Annotated in this window: 15 protein-coding genes; 13 read left to right on the plus strand and 2 right to left on the minus strand. The window is 60.2% G+C overall.

Going from position 1 to position 22,521, the window contains the following annotated elements; genetic code table 11:
* Nucleotides 1-31 precede the first annotated feature (31 nt).
* The gene (locus H8B20_RS18025) at nucleotides 32-781 is read left to right on the plus strand and encodes a thermonuclease family protein (RefSeq protein ID WP_215729382.1); all 750 of its coding nucleotides are present in this window, start codon (nucleotides 32-34) and stop codon (nucleotides 779-781) included.
* A 184-nt stretch (nucleotides 782-965) separates the two neighbouring features.
* Nucleotides 966-2,234 carry a malic enzyme-like NAD(P)-binding protein gene (locus H8B20_RS18030; RefSeq protein WP_042557260.1) on the plus strand — a complete coding sequence of 423 codons (1,269 nt, stop codon included), beginning with the start codon at nucleotides 966-968 and terminating at the stop codon, nucleotides 2,232-2,234.
* A 347-nt stretch (nucleotides 2,235-2,581) separates the two neighbouring features.
* On the opposite strand, the gene H8B20_RS18035 is transcribed toward H8B20_RS18030, so the two are convergent.
* A complete protein-coding gene (locus H8B20_RS18035; RefSeq protein ID WP_210624078.1) occupies nucleotides 2,582-5,029 on the minus strand; it encodes a penicillin-binding protein 1A in 2,448 nt (815 codons plus the stop codon).
* A gap of 218 nt (nucleotides 5,030-5,247) precedes the next feature.
* Here H8B20_RS18035 and H8B20_RS18040 point away from each other — a divergent pair, with 218 nt between their 5' ends.
* The 11 genes from H8B20_RS18040 to hemE all read left to right on the plus strand — a co-directional run bounded on the left by H8B20_RS18040 (nucleotide 5,248) and on the right by hemE (nucleotide 21,050).
* Nucleotides 5,248-6,312, plus strand: a complete 1,065-nt coding sequence (locus H8B20_RS18040) for a type IV pilus assembly protein PilM (RefSeq protein ID WP_210624079.1) — start codon at nucleotides 5,248-5,250, stop codon at nucleotides 6,310-6,312.
* A complete protein-coding gene (locus H8B20_RS18045; protein WP_042557263.1) occupies nucleotides 6,312-6,878 on the plus strand; it encodes a PilN domain-containing protein in 567 nt (188 codons plus the stop codon). The genes H8B20_RS18040 and H8B20_RS18045 overlap by 1 nt, the downstream gene beginning before the upstream one ends.
* Nucleotides 6,875-7,498 (plus strand): type IV pilus inner membrane component PilO, encoded by a 624-nt coding sequence (pilO, locus tag H8B20_RS18050; protein WP_210624080.1) that lies wholly within the window; start codon nucleotides 6,875-6,877, stop codon nucleotides 7,496-7,498. Before H8B20_RS18045 ends, pilO begins: the two co-directional genes overlap by 4 nt.
* Complete coding sequence (locus H8B20_RS18055; protein WP_210624081.1) at nucleotides 7,495-8,022, plus strand: pilus assembly protein PilP; 528 nt, start codon at nucleotides 7,495-7,497, stop codon at nucleotides 8,020-8,022. The genes pilO and H8B20_RS18055 overlap by 4 nt, the downstream gene beginning before the upstream one ends.
* 13 nt (nucleotides 8,023-8,035) lie before the next feature.
* On the plus strand, nucleotides 8,036-10,111 hold the full coding sequence (locus tag H8B20_RS18060) for a type IV pilus secretin PilQ (protein WP_210624082.1): 2,076 nt from the start codon (nucleotides 8,036-8,038) through the stop codon (nucleotides 10,109-10,111).
* A gap of 4 nt (nucleotides 10,112-10,115) precedes the next feature.
* Nucleotides 10,116-10,634: a shikimate kinase AroK gene (aroK, locus tag H8B20_RS18065; protein WP_042557267.1), complete on the plus strand. Its 519-nt coding sequence runs from the start codon at nucleotides 10,116-10,118 to the stop codon at nucleotides 10,632-10,634.
* A gap of 151 nt (nucleotides 10,635-10,785) precedes the next feature.
* Nucleotides 10,786-11,886 carry a 3-dehydroquinate synthase gene (aroB, locus tag H8B20_RS18070; protein WP_150687609.1) on the plus strand — a complete coding sequence of 367 codons (1,101 nt, stop codon included), beginning with the start codon at nucleotides 10,786-10,788 and terminating at the stop codon, nucleotides 11,884-11,886.
* Between the two features lie 10 nt (nucleotides 11,887-11,896).
* Nucleotides 11,897-13,489 (plus strand): AAA family ATPase, encoded by a 1,593-nt coding sequence (locus H8B20_RS18075; RefSeq protein ID WP_210624083.1) that lies wholly within the window; start codon nucleotides 11,897-11,899, stop codon nucleotides 13,487-13,489.
* 349 nt (nucleotides 13,490-13,838) lie between these two features.
* Nucleotides 13,839-18,284 (plus strand): glutamate synthase large subunit, encoded by a 4,446-nt coding sequence (gltB, locus tag H8B20_RS18080; RefSeq protein ID WP_210624237.1) that lies wholly within the window; start codon nucleotides 13,839-13,841, stop codon nucleotides 18,282-18,284.
* Nucleotides 18,285-18,317: 33 nt separating this feature from the next.
* Nucleotides 18,318-19,736, plus strand: coding sequence for an FAD-dependent oxidoreductase (locus H8B20_RS18085; RefSeq protein WP_210624084.1), 1,419 nt, complete (start codon nucleotides 18,318-18,320; stop codon nucleotides 19,734-19,736).
* Nucleotides 19,737-19,982: 246 nt separating this feature from the next.
* On the plus strand, nucleotides 19,983-21,050 hold the full coding sequence (gene hemE / locus H8B20_RS18090; protein WP_007909440.1) for a uroporphyrinogen decarboxylase: 1,068 nt from the start codon (nucleotides 19,983-19,985) through the stop codon (nucleotides 21,048-21,050).
* Nucleotides 21,051-21,227: 177 nt separating this feature from the next.
* Here hemE and H8B20_RS18095 read toward each other — a convergent pair whose 3' ends face one another.
* A complete protein-coding gene (locus H8B20_RS18095) occupies nucleotides 21,228-22,499 on the minus strand; it encodes an MFS transporter (protein WP_210624085.1) in 1,272 nt (423 codons plus the stop codon).
* Between the last annotated feature and the right edge of the window lie 22 nt (nucleotides 22,500-22,521).

Consider the following 22,521-nt stretch of genomic DNA (forward strand, 5'->3'; position numbering starts at 1 on the left):
GAAAAAGGCGTCCCTCGCGGGCGCCTTTTTTATGCCTGCGATTTGGCTTTCCACTGCGCTTGCGTACTGCCCGACACCCTCCGGACTGACGCAAGTCGCCGTGCAACGCGTGGTCGATGGCGACACCTTGCGCCTGAGCGACGGCCGCAGCGTACGGATGATCGGCCTCAATACGCCTGAACTCGGCAAGCAGGGTCGCAGCGACGAGCCATTCGCCATTGCTGCGCGTAAACGCCTGGAAGCGCTGGTGGCTGAAAGCGGCGGGCGCGTCGGCGTGGTTCCCGGCAAAGAGTCAAAAGACCATTACGGCCGTACGCTGGCCCACCTCTACAGTGCCAGCGGCGCCAACCTCGAAGCGCAAATGCTCGCCGATGGCCTGGGTTTCCAGGTCGCGGTGGCGCCGAATGTCGATCTTGTTGCCTGTCAGCAAGCGGCTGAACGCGATGCGCGACAGGCGGGCCGAGGCCTCTGGCGGCAGTCACCTGTACTGAAAGCAGAGCAGATCCAGCGCTCGGGTTTCGCCGTGGTCAGTGGCCGTGTGAGCAAAGTGCAGCGCAATCGCGGTGGAATCTGGATCGAGTTGCAGGACTCGCTTGTATTGCGTGTTGCACCCAATCTGGTCGGACAATTCGACAATAATCGTTTGCAAGCGCTGAAGGGCAAGCAAATCGAGGCGCGTGGCTGGGTGGTCGATCGTTCGCGGCGCGGTGGGTTGAAACCGGGTCAGCCGCGTTGGCTGCTGCCACTGACCGATCCTGCCATGCTGCAGAGCGCACGCTGAATAAAAATTGTAGACATTTTTTCTGTCGATTGTGAACAGTCAAGCCCTTGTGCGCCGTGGCTCTTGGCCCAAAGTCGTAGGGCAGGGCGCTTGACAGGGGTGACCGCTCAGTCTTGTGGGGACTTTGCGAGGCGCGTATCCTCGCTGACCAGTCTGTCCAACAGTAAAAAAGCGGAATGCCAAAATGTCTGATCTGAAAACTGCCGCTCTCGAATACCATGCTCATCCTCGTCCAGGGAAGCTGAGTGTCGAGCTCACCAAGGCCACTGCTACCGCCCGCGACCTGTCGCTGGCCTACAGCCCCGGCGTAGCTGAACCAGTGCGCGAGATCGCTCGCGATCCTGAACTGGCCTACAAGTACACCGGCAAGGGCAACCTGGTTGCAGTCATTTCCGATGGCACCGCGATTCTCGGCCTGGGTAACCTCGGCCCATTGGCTTCCAAGCCCGTCATGGAAGGTAAAGGCGTGCTGTTCAAGCGCTTCGCCGGCATCGACGTTTTCGACATCGAAGTCGACTCCGAAAGCCCGCAAGCCTTCATCGACACCGTCAAGCGTATCTCCATCACCTTCGGTGGCATCAACCTGGAAGACATCAAGGCCCCTGAGTGCTTTGAGATTGAACGTGCTCTGATCGAGCAATGCGACATCCCGGTATTCCACGATGACCAGCACGGCACCGCGATCGTGACCGCTGCGGGCATGATCAACGCCCTGGAAATTGCTGGCAAAACCCTGCCGGAAGCGAAGATCGTCTGCCTGGGCGCCGGCGCTGCCGCCATCTCCTGCATGAAGTTGCTGGTGAGCATGGGCGCAAGCATCGAAAACATCTTCATGGTTGACCGTACCGGCGTGATCCACTCCGGCCGTGACGACCTGAACCAGTACAAAGCCGTGTTCGCCCACGCTACTGACAAGCGCAGCCTGGCGGACGCTCTGCAAGGCGCTGACGTATTCGTCGGTCTGTCCGGCCCGAACCTGCTGAGCGCTGAAGGCCTGCTGTCGATGGCGGCAAACCCGATCGTGTTCGCGTGCTCGAACCCGGATCCGGAAATCTCCCCGGAACTGGCTCACGCCACCCGTAGCGACGTGATCATGGCGACCGGCCGTTCGGACTACCCGAACCAGGTCAACAACGTTCTGGGCTTCCCGTTCATCTTCCGTGGTGCTCTGGACGTTCGCGCCAAGCGCATCAACGAAGAAATGAAAGTGGCTGCCGCCAATGCGCTGCGCGAACTGGCCAAACTGCCAGTGCCTCAGGACGTGTGCGATGCCTACGGTGGTGCTCCGCTGGCATTCGGTCGTGAGTACATCATTCCGAAGCCAATGGACAAGCGCCTGATCACCCTGATCTCCGACGCTGTGGCCAAAGCCGCAATCGAGACCGGTGTGGCAACCCTGCCGTATCCGAAGAACTACCCGCTGAAAAGCGTGGATGACGTGTTCAACGGCTAAGCTGTTGTAGCGCTTCAAGCAAAAGCCCCGGTTCGTTATGAGTCGGGGCTTTTTTGTGGCTGGGGGTTTTGTGTTCCATATCTGGAGCAGCCCTCTCCCGGAGGTAGAGGGGACCGACCGTGGGATTTTTGAAAGCTACGCCGACCTGGAAGTACTGTGTTGAATCCATAGTCGACTCGGTCGTTCAGGTCGATGTATGAAGCCAGACACCTCGGTCGGCTCCCTCTACCTCCGGGAGAGGGCTGGGGTGAGGGGGTGGATTTCTGTAGCGCCCCAATGTCCAGCCAGCAAGTATAAAAAAGCCCCGCACTTCTCACGAAGGCGGGGCTTTTCAATGTGCACCGGGATCAGAACAGATCGATCGGCGCCTGCTCATCCGCCGGCAGCGGACTGCCCGGCACTGAGCCATTCCCCAGCTCATTCACCGATGGCGGCGTGTCTTCTGCCTTGAACAGCTCGAAGTAAGCACCCGGCGTGCTCGGCGTCGCCGCGCGACCACTGGCCGGGTCCACCCGCAGGCTCAGCAGACCTTCCGGCTCCGGCTGCACGTGGGGCGGCTTGTCCTTGAGGGCTGCCGCCATATAGTTCATCCAGATCGGCAGTGACACAGTGCCGCCGAACTCGCGGCGACCGAGGCTTTCCGGCTGATCGAAACCGGTCCAGACCGTGGTCACGTAGTCGGCGTTGTAACCGGAGAACCACGCATCTTTCGATTCGTTGGTCGTACCGGTTTTACCGGCGATGTCGCTGCGACCCAAGGCTAGCGCACGACGCCCCGTGCCGCGCTTGATGACGTCCTGCAGCATGCTGTTGAGGATGTATGTCGTGCGAGCGTCGACGATGCGTTCAGCGACTGCCGGCGTTTGCGGCGCGGCAGCGCTGCCCGGTGCTTCGCCCGGCACCGGCGCGGCGTTGACGGTAAACGATTCAGTGGCCGGCGCCGCGAGGCCATCAGTGGCCGAAGTACCCTGCGGAACGGTCGGCGGATTGGCGACGAACAGCGTGTCGCCATTGCGGCTTTCGATCTTGTCGATGATGAACGGCGTGATCTTGTAGCCGCCGTTGGCGAATGTGGCCCAACCGGTGGCGATCTCCATCGGCGTCAGCGTTGCGGTACCCAGCGCCAGCGACAGGTTCGGCGGCAGGTCCTGCTTGTTGAAGCCGAAGCGGGTGATGTAGTCGATGGTCTTGCCTACGCCCATTGCTTGCAGCAGGCGGATCGAAACCAGGTTACGCGACTTGTACAGCGCTTCACGCAAGCGGATCGGCCCGAGGAAGGTGTTGGTGTCGTTCTTCGGGCGCCAGACCTTGTCCAGGTACTCGTCGACGAACACGATGGGGGCGTCGTTGACCAGCGTGGCGGCGGTGTAACCGTTGTCCAGCGCAGCGCTGTAGACGAACGGCTTGAAGCTTGAGCCCGGCTGACGCTTGGCCTGCATGGCGCGGTTGTAATTGCTCTGCTCGAAAGCAAAACCGCCGACCAGCGAGCGGATCGCGCCGTTCTGTGGATCCAGCGACACCAGCGCGCCTTGCGCCTGGGGAAGCTGGCTGAACTTCAGCGAATTGTCTTTCTGGCGCTGCACGCGAACCAGATCACCGATCTGCGCAACGTCCGACGGTTGGCGCGGGTTGGCGCCCATGCTGTTGGTATTAAGGAACGGCCGCGCCCATTTCATGGTGTCCCACGCGACATGTTCTTCGCCAGTGCGGGTCAGCACTTGCAGGCCATTCTTGTCGACCTGAGTGACGATGGCCGGCTCAAGGCTGCTGATGGTGCGTTGCTTGGTCAGCTCGGTGGCCCATGCTTCGCGGGTCTTGCCCGGCAGGCGCGATTCGGGGCCACGGTAGCCGTGACGCTGATCGTAGGTCATCAAGCCTTCGTGCAGCGCGGTGTTGGCCATTTCCTGCAGGTTGCTCGGCACCGTGGTGGTGACCCGAAAACCCTCGGTGTAGGCTTCGCTGCCATAGCGGCCGACCATTTCGGCACGGGCCATTTCGGCAATGTACGGTGCGTTCACTTCCGGGGTGGGCACGTGATAGCTGGCGTTCAGAGGCTCGTTGATCGCCGCGGTGTACTCAGGCTCGGTAATCTTGCCGAGCTTGTACATGCGGCCCAGGATCCAGTCGCGACGCTCTTTACTGCGCGCCGGGTTGGCCAGCGGATTGAAGCGCGAAGGGGCTTTCGGCAGGCCGGCGATCATCGCCATCTGCGCCAGGCTGACGTCGCGGATCGACTTGCCGTAATACACCTGCGCCGCCGCCTCGATGCCGTAGGCGCGGTTGCCCAGATAGATCTTGTTCACGTACAGCTCAAGGATCTCGTCCTTGGTGAGTTGCCGTTCGATCTGCAAGGCCAGAAGAATTTCAGTGGCTTTTCGCGAGAAGCTGCGTTCGCTGGAGAGGAAGAAGTTCTTCGCCACCTGCATGGTGATGGTGCTGCCGCCGGACTGAATGTGACCGCTCTTGACCAGTTGGGTCGCGGCACGCATCAGGCTGCTCGGATCGACGCCGTAGTGGTTGGCGAAGTTGTCGTCTTCAGCACTTAGTAACGCATTAATGAAATTGGGGGGAATGTCGGCGAAACGGATCGGAGTACGGCGCATTTCGCCAAACTCTGCGATCAACTTGTCGTCGCTGCTGTAGACCCGCAGGGGAATCTGCAACTGAATGCTTCGCAGAGCCTCCACAGACGGCAAACCCGGACTAAGGTAAAGATAAGCGCCGCTGAGACCTAAAAGCAGTCCGCAGAAAACGGCGACGATGGACCAACCGAAAAATTTCAGCAGACGAATCAAGGCTTTTGGATATCCAGGGCAAAAAATGAATTTGGCGACGGGGTTCCGGCTACACACAGAACGGTCCGCGCAGGCAGTAAAAAGCGGAAAAAATCGCTGGGCATTATAAGCACTTTTCTGCTGGGGGGGCGTCATTTGCGCTTCTGTCAAGACGGGGTGAAGGAACGCAATGTGTATTACAGAGTCCGTAACTCACGGAAAGTCATAGGGAATTGGTAGTGCTGGGACTCTTCAATAAAAAGACCAATGCGTTACTGGGGATCGACATCAGCTCCACGTCCGTGAAGCTGCTGGAACTTAGTCGTCAGGGTGATCGCTACCGGGTCGAGGCTTATGCGGTTGAGCCGCTGCCACCGAACGCCGTGGTCGAGAAAAACATCGCCGAACTCGAGGGTGTGGGCCAGGCCTTGACCCGGGTGCTGGGCAAGGCACGCACTGGGCTGAGAAGCGTGGCGGTGGCGGTGGCCGGTTCAGCGGTGATTACCAAGATCATCGAGATGGACGCCGGGCTTTCCGACGACGAACTGGAAAACCAGCTCAAGATTGAAGCCGACCAATATATTCCCTATCCGCTGGACGAAGTCGCCATCGACTGCGAGGTTCAGGGCGTGTCGCCGCGCAACCCCGAGCGGGTCAACGTGTTGCTGGCTGCCTGTCGCAAGGAAAACGTCGAAGTCCGTGAAGCGGCACTGGCGCTGGCCGGGCTGACCGCGCGCGTGGTGGACGTCGAAGCGTACGCGCTGGAGCGTTCGTTCGGCTTGCTCGCCACGCAGCTGGCGGCTTCTCAAGAGCGCTTGACCGTGGCTGTGGTCGACATCGGCGCCACCATGACCACCCTCAGCGTCCTGCACAACGGCAAGATCATCTACACCCGTGAGCAGTTGTTCGGCGGCCGGCAACTGACCGAGGAGATCCAGCGTCGCTATGGCCTGACCGTCGAGCAGGCGGGGCTGGCAAAGAAGCAGGGCGGTCTGCCCGACGATTACGTCAGCGAGGTGTTGCAGCCGTTTCGCGAGGCGCTGGTGCAGCAGGTATCGCGTTCGTTGCAGTTTTTCTTCGCTTCCGGCCAGTACAACGCGGTCGACCATATTCTGCTCGCTGGCGGCACGGCGTCGGTGCCGGGGCTGGATCGGCTGATCGAACAGCGCCTGGATACTCCGACCCAAGTGGCCAATCCGTTTTCCAATATGGCCCTGAGCAGCAAGGTCAACGCCGGGGCGCTGGCCAGTGACGCGCCGGCCTTGATGATCGCCTGCGGGCTCGCGCTCAGGAGTTTCGACTGATGGCGCGGATCAACCTTTTACCCTGGCGCGAGGAGCGCCGCGAAGAGCGGCGCAAACGCTTCCTGCTGGCGCTGACCGGCGTGGTGGTCGGTTCGATCGGCGCGGTGTTCATTGCCGATCAGATCATCAGCGCGGCCATCGCCCGGCAAGCGGCGCGCAACGACTACATCGGCAAGCAGATTGCCGTGGTCGACGAACGCATCAAGCAGATCAGCGAACTCAAGGCCCATCGCCAGCAGCTGGTCGAGCGTATGCGCATCATTCAGGACTTGCAGGGCAACCGGCAGGTCAGCGGACGAATCTTCGATCAACTGGCGCGCACATTGCCCGACGGTGTGTATTTCACTGACGTGAAGATGGTCGGTAAAACCTTGTCGATCAGCGGTGCGGCGGAGTCGAACAACCGCGTCTCCGAGCTGATGCGCAATCTGGATGCGTCCGACTGGTTTGACGCGGCGAGCCTCACTGAAGTCAAAGCGACCAGTGCCGATCAGGTGGAGCAAACCAACGTCTTTCAGCTGACCGTTCGTCAGACCCAGCCAAAGATTGTGGAGGGCGAGCAATGAAGCCTTCCGAATGGCTGGAGAGTCTGCGCAACATCGACTTCAACGATCTGGACACCAGCAACATCGGGTCGTGGCCGGGCGCGGTCAAAGCCATCGCCGGAGCGCTGTTGATGGTGCTGGTATTGGCGTTTGGCTATAACTTTTTCATCAGTGACACGCAAAACCAGCTGCAGCTCAAGCGCGAAGAAGAGGCCACGCTGAAGGAACAGTTCGCCAGCAAAGCGCGCATATCCGCCAACCTGGATCTGTACACCCAGCAGATGAAAGAGATGGAAAAATCCTTCGGCGTGCTGCTGCGTCAGTTGCCCAGTGACACCGAAGTGCCGGGCTTGCTGGAAGACATCACGCGAACGGGTTTAGGCAGTGGTCTTGAGTTCGAGGAAATCAAACTGCTGCCGGAGGTTACCCAGCCGTTTTACATCGAGCTACCGATCCAGATTACCGTCACGGGTGCCTATCACGACCTCGCCACATTCGTCAGTGGCGTGGCCGGATTGCCACGCATCGTGACCCTGCATGACTTCGAACTGGCCCCGGCCAGCAAAGAGGGTGGGTCGAAGTTGCGCATGAGCATCCTCGCCAAGACCTACCGCTATAACGACAAGGGGCTGCAAAAATGACCCCGAAACGTTGTTGCGCCGGGTTGATGGCACTGCTGGCATTGAGCGGTTGTGGTGCCAGCAATGACTTCAGCGACCTCGACGCCTACATGAATGAAGTGCGCTTGCGCCCGGCAGGCAAGATTGAACCAACACCCACATTCCGGTCTTACCCAGCATTCAGTTACAGCGCTGCCAACCTGCGCAGTCCGTTCTCGCGTCAGGTGCGCGTCGATCTGGCCGGGCAGAAGCGTGGTTCGCGCAACGTCAAGCCTGACCCTGGTCGGGTCAAGCAATACCTCGAAGGTTTCAACATCGAGCAGTTCGAGATGGTCGGCACGATTGCCAATGCTTCCGGTTCCTTCGCGCTATTGCGTGGCGCCGGCGGGGTGCATCGCCTGAAGGTCGGCGATTACCTGGGGCGCAACGATGGGCGCATCGTGGCCATCAATGCGACCCAGGTCGATGTGGTCGAAATTGTGCCCGACGGTGAAGGCGCCTGGCTGGAACGTCCGCGCACCATTCCTTTGAAAGAGCATTCATAGTGGAAGTCGAATAATGAACAGGATTTTCTCCACCCTCGGTTTTTCGCTATGGATAGCGCTGTTGTCACCGATGGTACAGGCGGCCAACTTGAAGGCGCTGGATGTGGCAGCGTTGCCGGGTGATCGCGTCGAACTGAAGCTGTCGTTCGACGGCCCGCCGCCGCAGCCCAAGGGTTACACCACCGAGTCACCGGCGCGAATTGCGCTGGACTTGCCCGGTGTGGCCAGTCAGTTGGCGAGCAAAAATCTCGATCTGGGCAGTGGCAATGCGCGCACGGCCACGGTGGTTGAAGCCAAGGACCGCACGCGGCTGATTGTCAGTCTCACGCAATTGGCGCCTTACGACACTCGGGTTGAGGGCAACTATCTGTTCGTGGTGGTCGGGCAGGGCGCGCCGGCCAAGGCGCCGCGACCGGCAGTGGCGGCACCACGCGCGGCGACTACTGCTGCGTCCGCCAAGGCGTTCGTGGCGAAATCCCGGGCCATTCGTGGTGTGGATTTTCAGCGCGGCACTGCGGGCGAGGGCAATGTCGTCATCGACCTGTCCGACCCTACCATCGCCCCGGATATCCAGGAGCATGACGGCAAGATCATCCTCAGCTTCGCCCGTACGCAATTGCCGGAAAAGCTGCGGGTGCGTCTCGACGTGAAGGATTTCGCCACGCCGGTGCAATTCGTCAACGCCGGCGTAACCGCTGATCGCACGGTCATTACCGTCGAGCCCAGCGGCACCTTTGACTATTCCACGTTCCAGACCGATAACAAACTGACCGTCAGCATCCGTCCGATGACCGTCGACGACCTGCAAAAACGCAACGCCGATCGTCAGGCCTATGTCGGTGAAAAGCTCTCACTGAATTTCCAGGACATTGACGTGCGCTCGGTGCTGCAACTGATCGCCGACTTCACCAACCTCAATCTGGTGGCGAGCGACACGGTGCAGGGCGGTATCACCCTGCGTTTGCAAAACGTGCCGTGGGATCAGGCGCTGGATCTGGTGCTGAAGACCAAAGGCCTGGATAAACGCAAAATCGGTAATGTGCTGTTGGTGGCCCCGGCTGATGAAATTGCCGCGCGCGAACGTCAGGAGCTGGAGTCGCAGAAGCAGATCGCCGAATTGGCGCCGCTGCGTCGTGAGCTGTTGCAGGTGAACTATGCCAAGGCTGCGGACATCGCCAAGTTGTTCCAGTCGGTGACCAGCGCCGAGGCCAAGATCGACGAGCGTGGATCAATCACTGTCGACGAACGGACCAACAACATCATTGCCTACCAGACCCAGGATCGTCTCGACGAGCTGCGGCGGATCGTGGCGCAACTGGATATTCCAGTGCGTCAGGTGATGATCGAGGCGCGCATCGTCGAGGCCAACGTCGATTACGACAAGAGTCTGGGGGTGCGCTGGGGCGGCTCGATCCAGAACAAGGGCAACTGGAATGCTTCCGGGGTCAACGGTTCATCGACCACCATCGGCACGCCGGGCAGCACCAGTACCAACTCGCCGTTCGTCGACATGGGGACCGTCGGCAATACTTCCGGGATCGGTATCGCGTTCATTACCGACAACGTTTTGCTCGATCTGGAGCTGACGGCCATGGAGAAGACCGGCAACGGTGAAATCGTTTCGCAGCCCAAAGTGGTCACCTCCGACAAAGAGACCGCGAAGATCCTCAAAGGCACCGAGATTCCTTACCAGGAAGCCAGCTCCAGCGGCGCAACGTCGGTGTCGTTCAAAGAGGCTTCGCTGTCGCTGGAAGTGACCCCGCAGATCACCCCGGATAACCGCATCATCATGGAGGTCAAGGTCACCAAGGACGAACCGGATTACCTGAACAAAGTGCAGGATGTACCGCCGATCAAAAAGAACGAGGTCAACGCCAAAGTGCTGGTCAATGATGGCGAAACCATCGTGATTGGCGGTGTTTTCTCAAATACTCAGAGCAAGGTTGTAGATAAGGTGCCATTTCTTGGCGATGTGCCGTATCTTGGCCGCCTTTTCCGGCGTGATGTGGTTTCGGAGAAAAAATCCGAGCTGCTGGTATTTCTCACTCCGCGTATCATGAATAACCAGGCGATTGCTGTGAGTCGTTGATTCTGTGCGAAATTTGATTCTTGTAGGTCCGATGGGTGCTGGCAAAAGCACCATCGGCCGATTACTGGCCAAAGAGCTGCGCCTGCCGTTCAAAGATTCCGACAAGGAAATTGAACTGCGCACGGGCGCCAATATCCCGTGGATCTTCGACAAGGAAGGCGAGCCGGGCTTTCGGGACCGTGAGCAGGCGATGATCGCCGAGCTGTGCGAGTTCGACGGCGTGGTGTTGGCGACCGGCGGCGGCGCGGTGATGCGCGATGCCAATCGCAAGGCCCTGCATGAGGGCGGGCGCGTGGTGTATCTGCACGCGTCCGTCGAACAGCAGGTCGGCCGCACTTCCCGCGATCGCAATCGACCGTTGCTGCGCACCGCCGATCCGGCGAAAACCCTGCGTGACTTGCTCGCCATCCGTGATCCGCTCTATCGGGAAATTGCCGATCTGGTGGTGGAAACCGACGAACGGCCGCCGCGTATGGTAGTGCTCGACATTCTCGACCGTCTGGCGCAGCTTCCTCCCCGTTAAAGCATCGCCCGAAATGCGCTATCCTCGGCGTCCTGTCACAGCCCGCCGAGGTTGTGGCGGATGGCGTGCCGATGGCGTCATACCCGCTATAGGCCGCAGTAACCAATAATTCAGGGCAGGACGCCTGCTTCCATCTTCACTGTGGGGACACATGCAGACACTCAAGGTCGATCTAGGCGAGCGCAGCTACCCGATTCATATTGGCGAAGGTTTGTTGGATCAGCCCGAGTTGCTGGCTCCGCATATCCACGGGCGCCAGGTGGCAATCATCTCCAATGAGACCGTTGCGCCGCTCTATCTCGAACGTCTGACGCGCAGCCTGGCGCAGTTCTCGGTTATTTCCGTGGTGTTGCCGGACGGCGAAGCCTTCAAGAACTGGGAAACCCTACAACTGATCTTCGATGGTTTGCTAACCGCCCGCCATGATCGCCGCACTACTGTTATCGCCCTCGGCGGCGGTGTGATCGGCGACATGGCCGGATTCGCCGCTGCCTGCTATCAACGCGGCGTCGACTTCATCCAGATCCCCACCACGTTGCTGTCCCAGGTCGATTCGTCGGTGGGCGGCAAAACCGGGATCAACCATCCGCTGGGCAAGAACATGGTCGGCGCGTTCTATCAGCCGAATGTCGTGCTGATTGATACGGCGTCCCTGAAAACCCTGCCACCGCGCGAGCTGTCGGCGGGTCTGGCTGAGGTCATCAAGTACGGTCTGATCTGCGACGAGCCGTTCCTCGGCTGGCTCGAAGACAACGTCGACGCCTTGCGCGCGCTGGATCAAACAGCCCTGACTTACGCCATCGAGCGCTCCTGCGCAGCCAAGGCTGCGGTGGTCGGCGCCGATGAGAAGGAAACCGGCGTACGCGCCACGCTCAACCTCGGCCACACTTTCGGCCACGCCATCGAGACCCACATGGGCTATGGTGTCTGGTTGCATGGTGAGGCGGTAGCGGCTGGCACCGTGATGGCGCTGGAGATGTCAGCGCGTCTGGGCTGGATCAGCGAACAGGAGCGCGATCGCGGCATTCGTCTGTTTCAGCGGGCCGGCCTGCCGGTGATTCCGCCTTCTGAAATGAGCGAAGCCGATTTTCTTGAACACATGGCAATCGACAAAAAAGTGATCGACGGTCGTCTGCGCCTGGTGCTGCTGCGCCGGATGGGCGAAGCGGTAGTGACCGACGATTATCCGAAAGAGGTTCTACAGGCCACGCTGGGAGCGGATTACCGCGCCCTGGCTCAGCTTAAAGGTTAATAAGATTCCGATGACTAGTTTGCATGCCGACGAGGCGTTCCTCGGCCATTTTCAGTTAAGCCACGACCCCTTCGCGCCGCGCGTTCCGGGCTTCAAATTCTTTCCGGCCCAGCGCAAACCGGTGCTCGGCCAACTGCATCACCTGGCGCGTTACAGCCAGTTGCTGCTGGTGGTCACTGGCCCGCAGGGCAGTGGCAAGACTTTGCTGCGCCAGGCGCTGGTCGCCAGCACCAACAAGCAATCGGTACAGAGCGTTGTGGTTTCCGCGCGGGGTGCCGGCGATGCCGCTGGCGTACTGCGTCAGGTGGCGCAGGCGCTGAACGTGGCTCAGGCCGAAGTCGGCGCGATTCTGGATCAGGTGGTGCAGTTGGCATTGACCGGCCAGGAAGTCTATTTGCTGGTGGATGACGCCGAGCAGCTCGACGAATCCGCCCTCGAAGCGCTGATGGCGCTGGGTGCCGGCGCGCCGGAAGGTCGCCCGCATGTGTTCCTGTTCGGTGAGTCGTCGCTGATCGCTCAGCTTGAGGCTTTGCATCTCGAAGAAGAGCGCTTCCACGTCATCGAATTGCAGCCTTACACCGAAGAAGAGACGCGCGAGTATCTCGACCAACGGCTCGAAGGTGCGGGCCGGGGTGTCGAACTTTTCACCGCGGATCAGATCTCTGATATTCACGAAAGCTCCGAGGGTTGGCCTGGCAACATCAACCAGGTCGCTCGCGATGCACTGATCGAAGTCATGATTGCCAGCCGCTCTGCGGTCAAGCGTCCAAGTATGGGGTTCAACATGCCGAAGAAACACGTATTGGCGATTTCCGCCGTCGTTGTGGTCGCGGTCGCCGCCGCCTGGCTGATGCCGGGTCGCAACAAGGCGCCAACCACCGGCGCACCCGCCAACGAACAGGCACAACTGCCATTGGGCCAGGGCGCAGCCAATGGCGGCGCGCCGAACGTCGAATTTGCCGGTAATACGCAGCCGATGCCGTTGCCGCTGGTTGGCAACTCGCAACCGGTGATGCGCGGCCCGCTGGCCGAAGCTGCTGGCGGTATCACCGAAGGCGACGACGGTGTGCCACTGGAAGGCTCCAGCGACACGCCGCCAACCGTGACCACTTCAGCGCCTCCTGCGGGCGTTCCGGCCGGTCCGGCACCCACCCCGGCTCCAGTGCCAGCTGCCAAACCGGCGCCTGCTCCGACACAAATCGCCACCGCCAAGCCTGCTCCGGTAGCGCCAGCGGCCAAACCTGCTCCAGCGCCAGCCAAACCAGTTGCCGCCGCCAAACCCGCCGAGAAGCCGGTTACCGTGGCCAAAGCCACCGGTGGCAGCTGGTACGCCGGGCAGCCGACGAGCAACTACGTGGTGCAGATCCTCGGTACCAGCTCCGAGACGGCCGCGCAAAGCTTCGTCAAGGAGCAGGGCGGCGAGTACCGCTATTTCAAGAAAGTCCTCAACGGCAAGCCTCTTTACGTGATCACCTACGGCAACTTCGCCAATCGTGATGCGGCTGTTTCTGCCATCAAGGCCTTGCCAGCGAAGGTTCAGGCTGGTAAACCTTGGCCTCGCACTGTCGCCAGCGTCCAACAGGAACTGGCAACAACTCGCTGAAGATTCGGCGGCCTTACCCAGGCCGCCTCTCCAAGCACCTCAAAATTTCTACGAGTGCGCGCCGTCCCTGCGACCGCGTGCCTTGTGGTGTCTGCGTCACAGTAGTCTTTGAGTCGTTGCAGTCAAAATTAAAAAAGTTTTGACTAGCACAGCAGATCGCTTTAAACCTTTCACAAATGCGACATGAATTTGCGACAGTTCGTCGTCAAATTTGTGAGCCTCTGTGTCGCTGTGTACAATGACCACCCTTTTGCCCCCGCCAAGCCGGCGTACGTTCGGCGCGGATCGCAAGTGGTTGAATTGAAAAGAAATTTGCCTCGAAAAGAGGCAGCCTGGTGAGAAAGTGTCTATGAAAGCAGGTCTGTACCAACCAGATGAATTCAAGGATAACTGCGGTTTCGGCCTGATAGCCCATATGCAGGGCGAGCCCAGTCATACCCTTTTGCAAACGGCCATTGAGGCCCTGACCTGCATGACCCACCGCGGTGGGATTAATGCCGACGGCAAGACCGGTGACGGTTGCGGTCTGCTGATTCAAAAGCCCGACGCCTTCCTGCGCGCTATCGCTCAGGAAGCCTTCAGCGTCGAGTTGCCCAAGCAATATGCCGTGGGCATGGTCTTCTTCAACCAGGATTCGGCCAAGGCCGAAGCCGCTCGCGAGAACATGAACCGCGAGATCCTCGCCGAAGGCCTGCAACTGATCGGCTGGCGCAAAGTGCCAATCGACACCAGCGTCCTCGGTCGCCTGGCCCTTGAACGCCTGCCGCAAATCGAGCAGGTTTACATTGGCGGCGAAGGCCTGAGCGATCAGGACATGGCGGTCAAGCTGTTCAGCGCCCGTCGCCGTTCGTCGGTGACCAACGCTGTCGATAGCGATCACTACATCTGCAGCTTTTCGCACAAGACCATCATCTATAAAGGCTTGATGATGCCGGCCGATCTGGCCGCGTTTTATCCGGACCTGAGTGACGAGCGCCTGCAAACCGCGATCTGCGTGTTCCACCAGCGCTTCTCCACCAACACCCTGCCGAAATGGCCGCTGGCTCAGCCATTCCGCTTCCTTGCCCACAACGGCGAGATCAACACCATCACCGGTAACCGTAACTGGGCTCAAGCCCGTCGGACCAAGTTCACCAATGATCTGATGGATCTGGAAGAACTCGGCCCGCTGGTTAACCGTGTCGGTTCCGACTCCTCGAGCATGGACAACATGCTTGAACTGATGGTCACCGGCGGCATCGACCTGTTCCGTGGCGTGCGGATGATCATTCCGCCTGCGTGGCAGAACGTCGAAACCATGGACCCGGATCTGCGTGCATTCTACGAGTACAACTCGATGCACATGGAGCCGTGGGACGGCCCGGCCGGCGTGGTCATGACCGATGGTCGCTACGCGGTCTGCCTGCTCGACCGTAACGGTCTGCGCCCGGCGCGCTGGGTTACCACCACCAACGGTTTCATCACCGTTGCTTCGGAAATCGGCGTCTGGAACTACCAGCCTGAAGACGTGATCGCCAAGGGCCGCGTAGGCCCGGGCCAGATCCTGGCCGTGGATACCGAAACCGGGCAGATCCTCGACACCGACGCGATCGACAACCGTCTCAAATCCCGTCATCCGTACAAGCAATGGCTGCGCAAGAATGCCCTGCGCATTCAGGCGACCATGGAAGACAACGACCACGGTTCGGCTTTCTACGACGTCGATCAGCTCAAGCAATACATGAAGATGTATCAGGTCACGTTCGAAGAGCGCGATCAGGTACTGCGTCCGCTTGGCGAGCAAGGCTACGAAGCCGTTGGCTCGATGGGTGACGATACGCCGATGGCCGTGCTGTCCCAGCGTGTGCGCACGCCGTACGACTATTTCCGCCAGCAGTTCGCGCAGGTTACCAACCCGCCGATCGACCCGCTGCGTGAAGCGATCGTGATGTCGCTGGAAATCTGCCTCGGTGCCGAGCGCAACATTTTCCAGGAGTCGCCGGAACACGCCTCGCGCGTGATCCTCAGCTCGCCGGTCATTTCCCCGGCCAAGTGGCGTTCGCTGATGAACCTTGATCGCCCGGGTTTCGAGCGGCAGGTCATCGACCTCAATTACGACGAAAGCGTCGGCCTCGAAGCGGCGATCCGCAACGTCGCCGATCAGGCTGAAGAAGCCGTGCGTGCCGGCCGTACCCAGCTCGTTCTGAGCGACCGTCATATCGCCCCGGGCAAACTGCCGATCCACGCTTCGCTGGCGACCGGTGCGGTGCACCATCGCCTGACCGAAAAAGGCCTGCGTTGCGACTCCAACATCCTCGTTGAAACCGCTACCGCGCGTGATCCGCATCACTTTGCGGTGCTGATCGGTTTCGGTGCCTCGGCGGTTTATCCGTTCCTGGCGTACGAAGTGCTGGGCGACCTGATCCGTACCGGTGAAGTGCTGGGCGACCTCTACGAGGTGTTCAAGAACTACCGCAAAGGCATCACCAAAGGCCTGCTCAAGATTCTGTCGAAGATGGGCATCTCGACCATCGCTTCGTACCGTGGTGCGCAGTTGTTCGAGGCCATTGGCCTGTCCGAAGAAGTGTGCGACCTGAGCTTCCGTGGCGTGCCGAGCCGCATCAAGGGTGCGCGTTTCGTCGACATCGAAGCCGAGCAAAAAGCCCTCGCTGCCGAAGCCTGGAGCCCGCGCAAGCCGATCCAGCAGGGCGGTCTGCTGAAGTTCGTTCACGGTGGCGAATATCACGCGTACAACCCGGACGTGGTCAACACCCTGCAAGCCGCTGTGCAGCAGGGCGACTACGCCAAGTTCAAGGAATACACCTCGCTGGTGGACAACCGTCCGGTGTCGATGATTCGCGACCTGCTCAAGGTCAAGACCCTCGACACGCCGTTGGACATCAGTGAAATCGAACCGCTGGAATCGGTGCTCAAGCGCTTCGACTCTGCCGGTATCTCGCTGGGCGCTCTGTCGCCGGAAGCTCACGAAGCCCTGGCCGAAGCCATGAACCGCCTTGGTGCGCGTTCCAACTCCGGCGAAGGCGGCGAAGACCCGGCGCGTTACGGCACCATCAAGAGCTCGAAAATCAAGCAGGTCGCGACTGGCCGTTTCGGCGTGACGCCGGAATACCTGGTCAACGCCGAAGTGCTGCAGATCAAGGTCGCCCAGGGCGCCAAGCCGGGCGAGGGTGGCCAACTCCCGGGCGGCAAGGTCAACGGGCTGATCGCCAAGCTGCGTTATGCAGTGCCGGGCGTGACGCTGATTTCGCCACCGCCGCACCACGACATTTATTCCATCGAAGATTTGTCGCAACTGATTTTCGACCTCAAGCAGGTCAACCCGAAGGCGCTGGTCTCGGTGAAACTGGTCGCTGAAGCTGGCGTCGGCACCATTGCCGCCGGTGTGGCCAAGGCCTACGCGGACTTGATCACCATTTCCGGCTACGACGGTGGTACCGGTGCTTCCCCGCTGACCTCGATCAAGTACGCGGGCGCACCTTGGGAACTCGGCCTGGCCGAAACCCACCAGACTCTGCGCGGCAACGACCTGCGCGGCAAAGTCCGGGTGCAGACTGACGGCGGCCTGAAAACCGGCCTCGACGTGATCAAGGCAGCGATCCTTGGCGCCGAAAGCTTCGGCTTCGGCACCGCGCCAATGATCGCGCTGGGTTGCAAATACCTGCGCATCTGCCACTTGAACAACTGCGCCACCGGCGTTGCCACTCAGAACGAGAAGCTGCGCAAGGATCACTACATCGGCACCGTCGACATGGTGGTGAATTTCTTCACCTACGTCGCCGAAGAGACCCGTGAGTGGCTGGCCAAGCTCGGCGTGCGCTCCCTCGAAGAGCTGATCGGTCGCACCGATCTGCTGGACATCCTCGAAGGCCAGACCGCCAAGCAACATCACCTGGATCTGACTCCGCTGCTGGGCAGCGATCACATCCCGGCGGACAAGCCGCAGTTCTGCCAGGTTGAGCGCAACCCGCCCTTCGACCAGGGCCTGCTGGCCGAGAAAATGGTTGATCTGGCGACGTCGGCGATCAACGACCTCAGCGGCGCCGAGTTCGAACTGGACATCTGCAACTGCGACCGTTCGATCGGCGCGCGGATCTCCGGCGAAATCGCCCGCAAGCACGGCAACCAAGGCATGGCCAAGGCGCCGATCACCTTCCGCTTCAAAGGGACGGCCGGTCAGAGCTTCGGCGTGTGGAACGCCGGCGGTCTGAACATGTATCTGGAAGGCGACGCCAACGACTACGTCGGCAAAGGCATGACCGGTGGCAAGCTGACCATCGTGCCGCCCAAGGGCAGCGTTTATAAGACTCAGAACAGCGCCATCATCGGCAACACCTGCCTGTACGGCGCCACTGGCGGCAAGCTGTTCGCCGCTGGCACCGCAGGCGAGCGTTTCGCCGTGCGTAACTCCGGTGCCCACACGGTTGTGGAAGGCACTGGCGATCACTGCTGCGAGTACATGACCGGTGGTTTCGTCTGCGTGTTGGGCAAGACCGGTTACAACTTCGGCTCTGGCATGACCGGTGGTTTCGCCTATGTGCTTGACCAGGACAACAGCTTCGTTGACCGGGTCAACCACGAACTGGTGGAAATCCAGCGGATCAGTGGTGAGGCGATGGAATCCTATCGCAGCCACCTGCAAAACGTGCTGAACGAGTACGTCGCGGAAACCGACAGCGAGTGGGGTCGTGAACTCGCCGAAAACCTCGATGACTACCTGCGCCGTTTCTGGCTGGTCAAGCCTAAGGCTGCCAACCTGAAATCGTTGCTTTCCAGCACTCGTGCCAACCCGCAGTGATATGCGCCTGAAGAGTTTGATGAGGTTTTAACAATGGCTGAACGTCTGAATAACGACTTCCAGTTCATCGATGTCGGGCGCAAAGATCCGAAGAAGAAACTGTTGCGTCAACGCAAGAAAGAGTTCGTCGAGATCTACGAACCGTTCAAACCCCAGCAGTCGGCCGATCAGGCCCACCGCTGCCTGGGTTGCGGCAACCCGTACTGCGAATGGAAGTGCCCGGTGCACAACTTCATTCCCAACTGGCTGAAGCTGGTGGCCGAGGGCAACATCCTTCAGGCCGCCGAGCTGTCGCACCAGACCAACACTCTGCCGGAAGTCTGCGGCCGGGTTTGCCCTCAGGATCGTCTGTGCGAGGGTGCCTGCACCCTTAACGACGGGTTCGGTGCAGTGACCATCGGTTCGGTCGAGAAGTACATCACCGACACCGCGTTCGCCATGGGCTGGCGCCCGGACATGTCCAAGGTCAAACCGACCGGCAAACGTGTCGCGATCATCGGTGCTGGCCCGGCAGGTCTGGGCTGTGCCGACGTGCTGGTGCGTGGCGGTGTGACCCCGGTGGTGTTCGACAAGAACCCGGAAATCGGTGGTCTGCTGACCTTCGGTATCCCCGAGTTCAAGCTGGAAAAGAGCGTGCTGAGCAATCGTCGCGAAGTCTTCACCGGCATGGGCATCGAGTTCCGGCTCAATACCGAAGTCGGCACTGACGTGACGATGGAACAACTGCTCGCCGAATACGATGCAGTGTTCATGGGCATGGGTACTTACACCTACATGAAGGGCGGTTTTGCCGGTGAGGACCTGCCGGGCGTTTATGACGCGCTGGACTTCCTGATCGCCAACGTCAACCGCAACCTGGGCTTTGAAAAGTCGCCGGAAGATTTCGTCGACATGAAAGGCAAGAAGGTTGTGGTGCTCGGTGGCGGCGACACGGCGATGGACTGCAACCGCACCTCGGTCCGCCAGGGTGCCAAGTCGGTAACCTGCGCTTATCGTCGTGACGAAGCGAACATGCCCGGCTCGCGCAAAGAGGTGAAGAACGCCAAGGAAGAAGGCGTGAAATTCCTCTACAACCGCCAGCCGATCGCCATCGTCGGTGAAGACCGGGTCGAAGGCGTGAAAGTGGTCGAGACCCGTCTCGGCGAACCGGACGCCCGTGGCCGTCGCAGCCCCGAGCCGATCCCGGGCTCCGAAGAGATCATCCCGGCCGACGCCGTGGTCATCGCCTTCGGTTTCCGTCCGAGCCCGGCGCCTTGGTTCGGACAGTTCGAAATCCAGACGGATAGCCAGGGCCGCGTCGTTGCGCCTGAGCAAGGTCAGTACAAGCACCAGACCAGCAATCCGAAGATCTTTGCGGGTGGCGACATGGTGCGCGGTTCCGACCTGGTAGTGACGGCAATCTTCGAAGGCCGTAATGCCGCCGAAGGGATCCTTGATTACCTGGGCGTCTAAAACCGTTTTAAGCTGCACCGCAATACCTGTGGGAGCTGGCTTGCCAGCGATAGCATCACCTCGGTTTATCTGGACACACCGAGGTGTCTGCATCGCTGGCAAGCCAGCTCCCACAGTGTTTTGTGGCGTTACAAAGTCTGCATTCCAACGCAATAAATTGACCCGATAGACAAAAGGCTGACCTGCATCCGTGCCTTTTCCCTCGCGCTCTGAGAAAATGCCCGCACTTTTTTTCCGGATGCCGACATGACTGCCCTGAAGAACGACCGTTTCCTCCGCGCCCTGCTCAAGCAACCCGTAGACGTCACCCCCGTGTGGATGATGCGTCAGGCCGGCCGCTACCTGCCGGAATACCGCGCCAGCCGTGCCCACGCCGGTGACTTCATGAGCCTGTGCATGAATCCGGAGTTCGCTTGCGAAGTCACCATGCAACCGCTCGACCGCTATCCACAACTGGACGCGGCGATCCTGTTTTCCGACATCCTCACCATCCCCGATGCCATGGGCCAGGGTCTGTACTTCGAGACCGGTGAAGGCCCGCGCTTCAAGAAAGTCGTCAGCACCCTGGCCGACATCGAAGCTTTGCCTATCCCGGATCCACACAAAGACCTCGGCTATGTGATGGACGCGGTCAGCACTATCCGTCGTGAGTTGAACGGCCGTGTGCCGCTGATCGGCTTTTCCGGCAGCCCGTGGACACTGGCGACGTACATGGTTGAAGGCGGCTCGTCGAAAGACTTCCGCAAGACCAAAGCCATGCTCTACGACAACCCGCAAGCCATGCACCTGCTGCTGGACAAGTTGGCGCAGTCGGTGACCTCGTACCTCAATGGCCAGATCATGGCTGGCGCGCAAGCGGTGCAGATCTTCGATACCTGGGGCGGCAATCTGTCGGCGGCGGCATATCAGGAATTCTCGCTGGCCTACATGAAGAAAATCGTCAGCGGTTTGATCCGCGAAAACGACGGTCGCAAGGTGCCGGTGATCCTGTTCACCAAGAACGGCGGCCTGTGGCTGGAAAGCATCGCCGAGGCCGGCGCCGACGCACTGGGCCTGGACTGGACCTGCGACATCGGCAACGCTCGCGCTCGTGTTGGCGACAAGGTTGCCCTGCAAGGCAACATGGACCCGACCGTGCTCTACGCCAAGCCGGAAGCGATCCGCACCGAAGTCGGGCGCATCCTTGCCAGCTACGGCAAGGGCAGCGGCCACGTGTTCAACCTCGGCCACGGCATCACCCCGGAAGTCGACCCGGAACACGCCGGAGCCTTCCTGCGCGCGGTGCATGAGTTGTCGGCTCAGTATCACGAGTAATCGATACGCAATAAAAAACGCCCGGCCAATGCCGGGCGTTTTTGTATGCGTAATCCACAGTCGGACGCTGATCAAATGTGGGAGCGAGCCTGCTCGCGAATGCGAAGTTTGCGTCAATAAATTTGCTGACTGATCCACCGCTTTCGCGAGCAGGCTCGCTCCCACGCTGGTTTTGGGTCAGGCCTTCACACCACCCATTGGCGGCAACTTCGCCAGCTTCAACGCTATCAACAGCGCCACCAGCAACAGCGCGCCGATAAACAGTCCAATCCCGTTCCACCCACCCAGATGCCAGAACACCCCGCCCGCTGTCCCGGCAATGCTTGACCCGGCGTAATAGCTGAACAGGTATAGCGACGACGCCTGGCCCTTGGCCTTGATCGCTCGACGGCCGATCCAGCTGCTCGCTACCGAATGTGCGGCGAAGAAGCCGAAGGTAAAAATCAACATGCCGACGATCACCAGCAGCAGCGGTGTAAACATGGTCAACGCGAGACCGGCGAACATCAGCGCGATAGTTGCCCACAACACTTTGCGCCGCCCCAGTTGGTCCGCCAGCGAACCGATCTTCGCCGAACTGTAGATCCCTGACAGGTACACCACTGAGAGCAAACCGACGAACACTTGATCGAGGTTGTACGGTGCGGCCAGCAAGCGATAGCCGATGTAGTTGAATAGCGTGACAAACGCGCCCATCAGTACGAACGCTTCAAGAAACAACAGCGGCAGACCGGCGTCGCGAAAGTGCATGGTGAAACCGTCAAGCAAGCTGCGTGGATGCAGCGAGCGTGAGCGGAAGTTGCGCGACTCCGGCAGGATCTTCCAGAACACCGCCGCCGCAATCATCGCCAGACCGCCAATCACCAGCATCGCCGTGTGCCAACTGACGAAGTCGATCAACACCCCGGTAATCAGGCGTCCGCTCATCCCGCCAATTGCGTTGCCGCCGATGTACAAACCCATGGCAAGGCCGATGTGTTGCGGATGAATTTCTTCACTCAGATAGGTCATCGCCACCGCCGCCAGGCCGCTCAACGACAAGCCGATCAGCGCGCGCATGATCAGCACGCCGTGCCAGCTCGGCATCATTGCACTGGCCATGGTGCACAGCGCTGCCGCGAACAGTGCGGCAACCATGACCGGTTTACGCCCGACCCGGTCGGAAATCGGTCCGGTGATCAGTAAGCCAATGGCGAGCATACCGGTGGCCACCGATAGAATCAGGCTGCTCTGCGCCGCGTTGATTCCGTATTCATGAGACAGCAACGGCATCATCGGCTGCACGCAATACAGCAGCGCAAACGTCGCGAACCCGCCGCTGAACAGCGCCAGCACCGTGCGCATGAACATCGGTGTGCCTTTTTCGATGTAGATCTCTTGCAGTTCGGCGACGACATCGTCAGCTGCAGGCGGAACCTCATGGGCAAGGGGGGCGGTGGCAGTTTTCACATCGGACCTCGGAGAGCGCAGC

Origin of the sequence: Pseudomonas sp. P42 (assembly GCF_017973755.1) — a bacterium.
GTDB classification, from domain to species: domain Bacteria; phylum Pseudomonadota; class Gammaproteobacteria; order Pseudomonadales; family Pseudomonadaceae; genus Aquipseudomonas; species Aquipseudomonas iridis.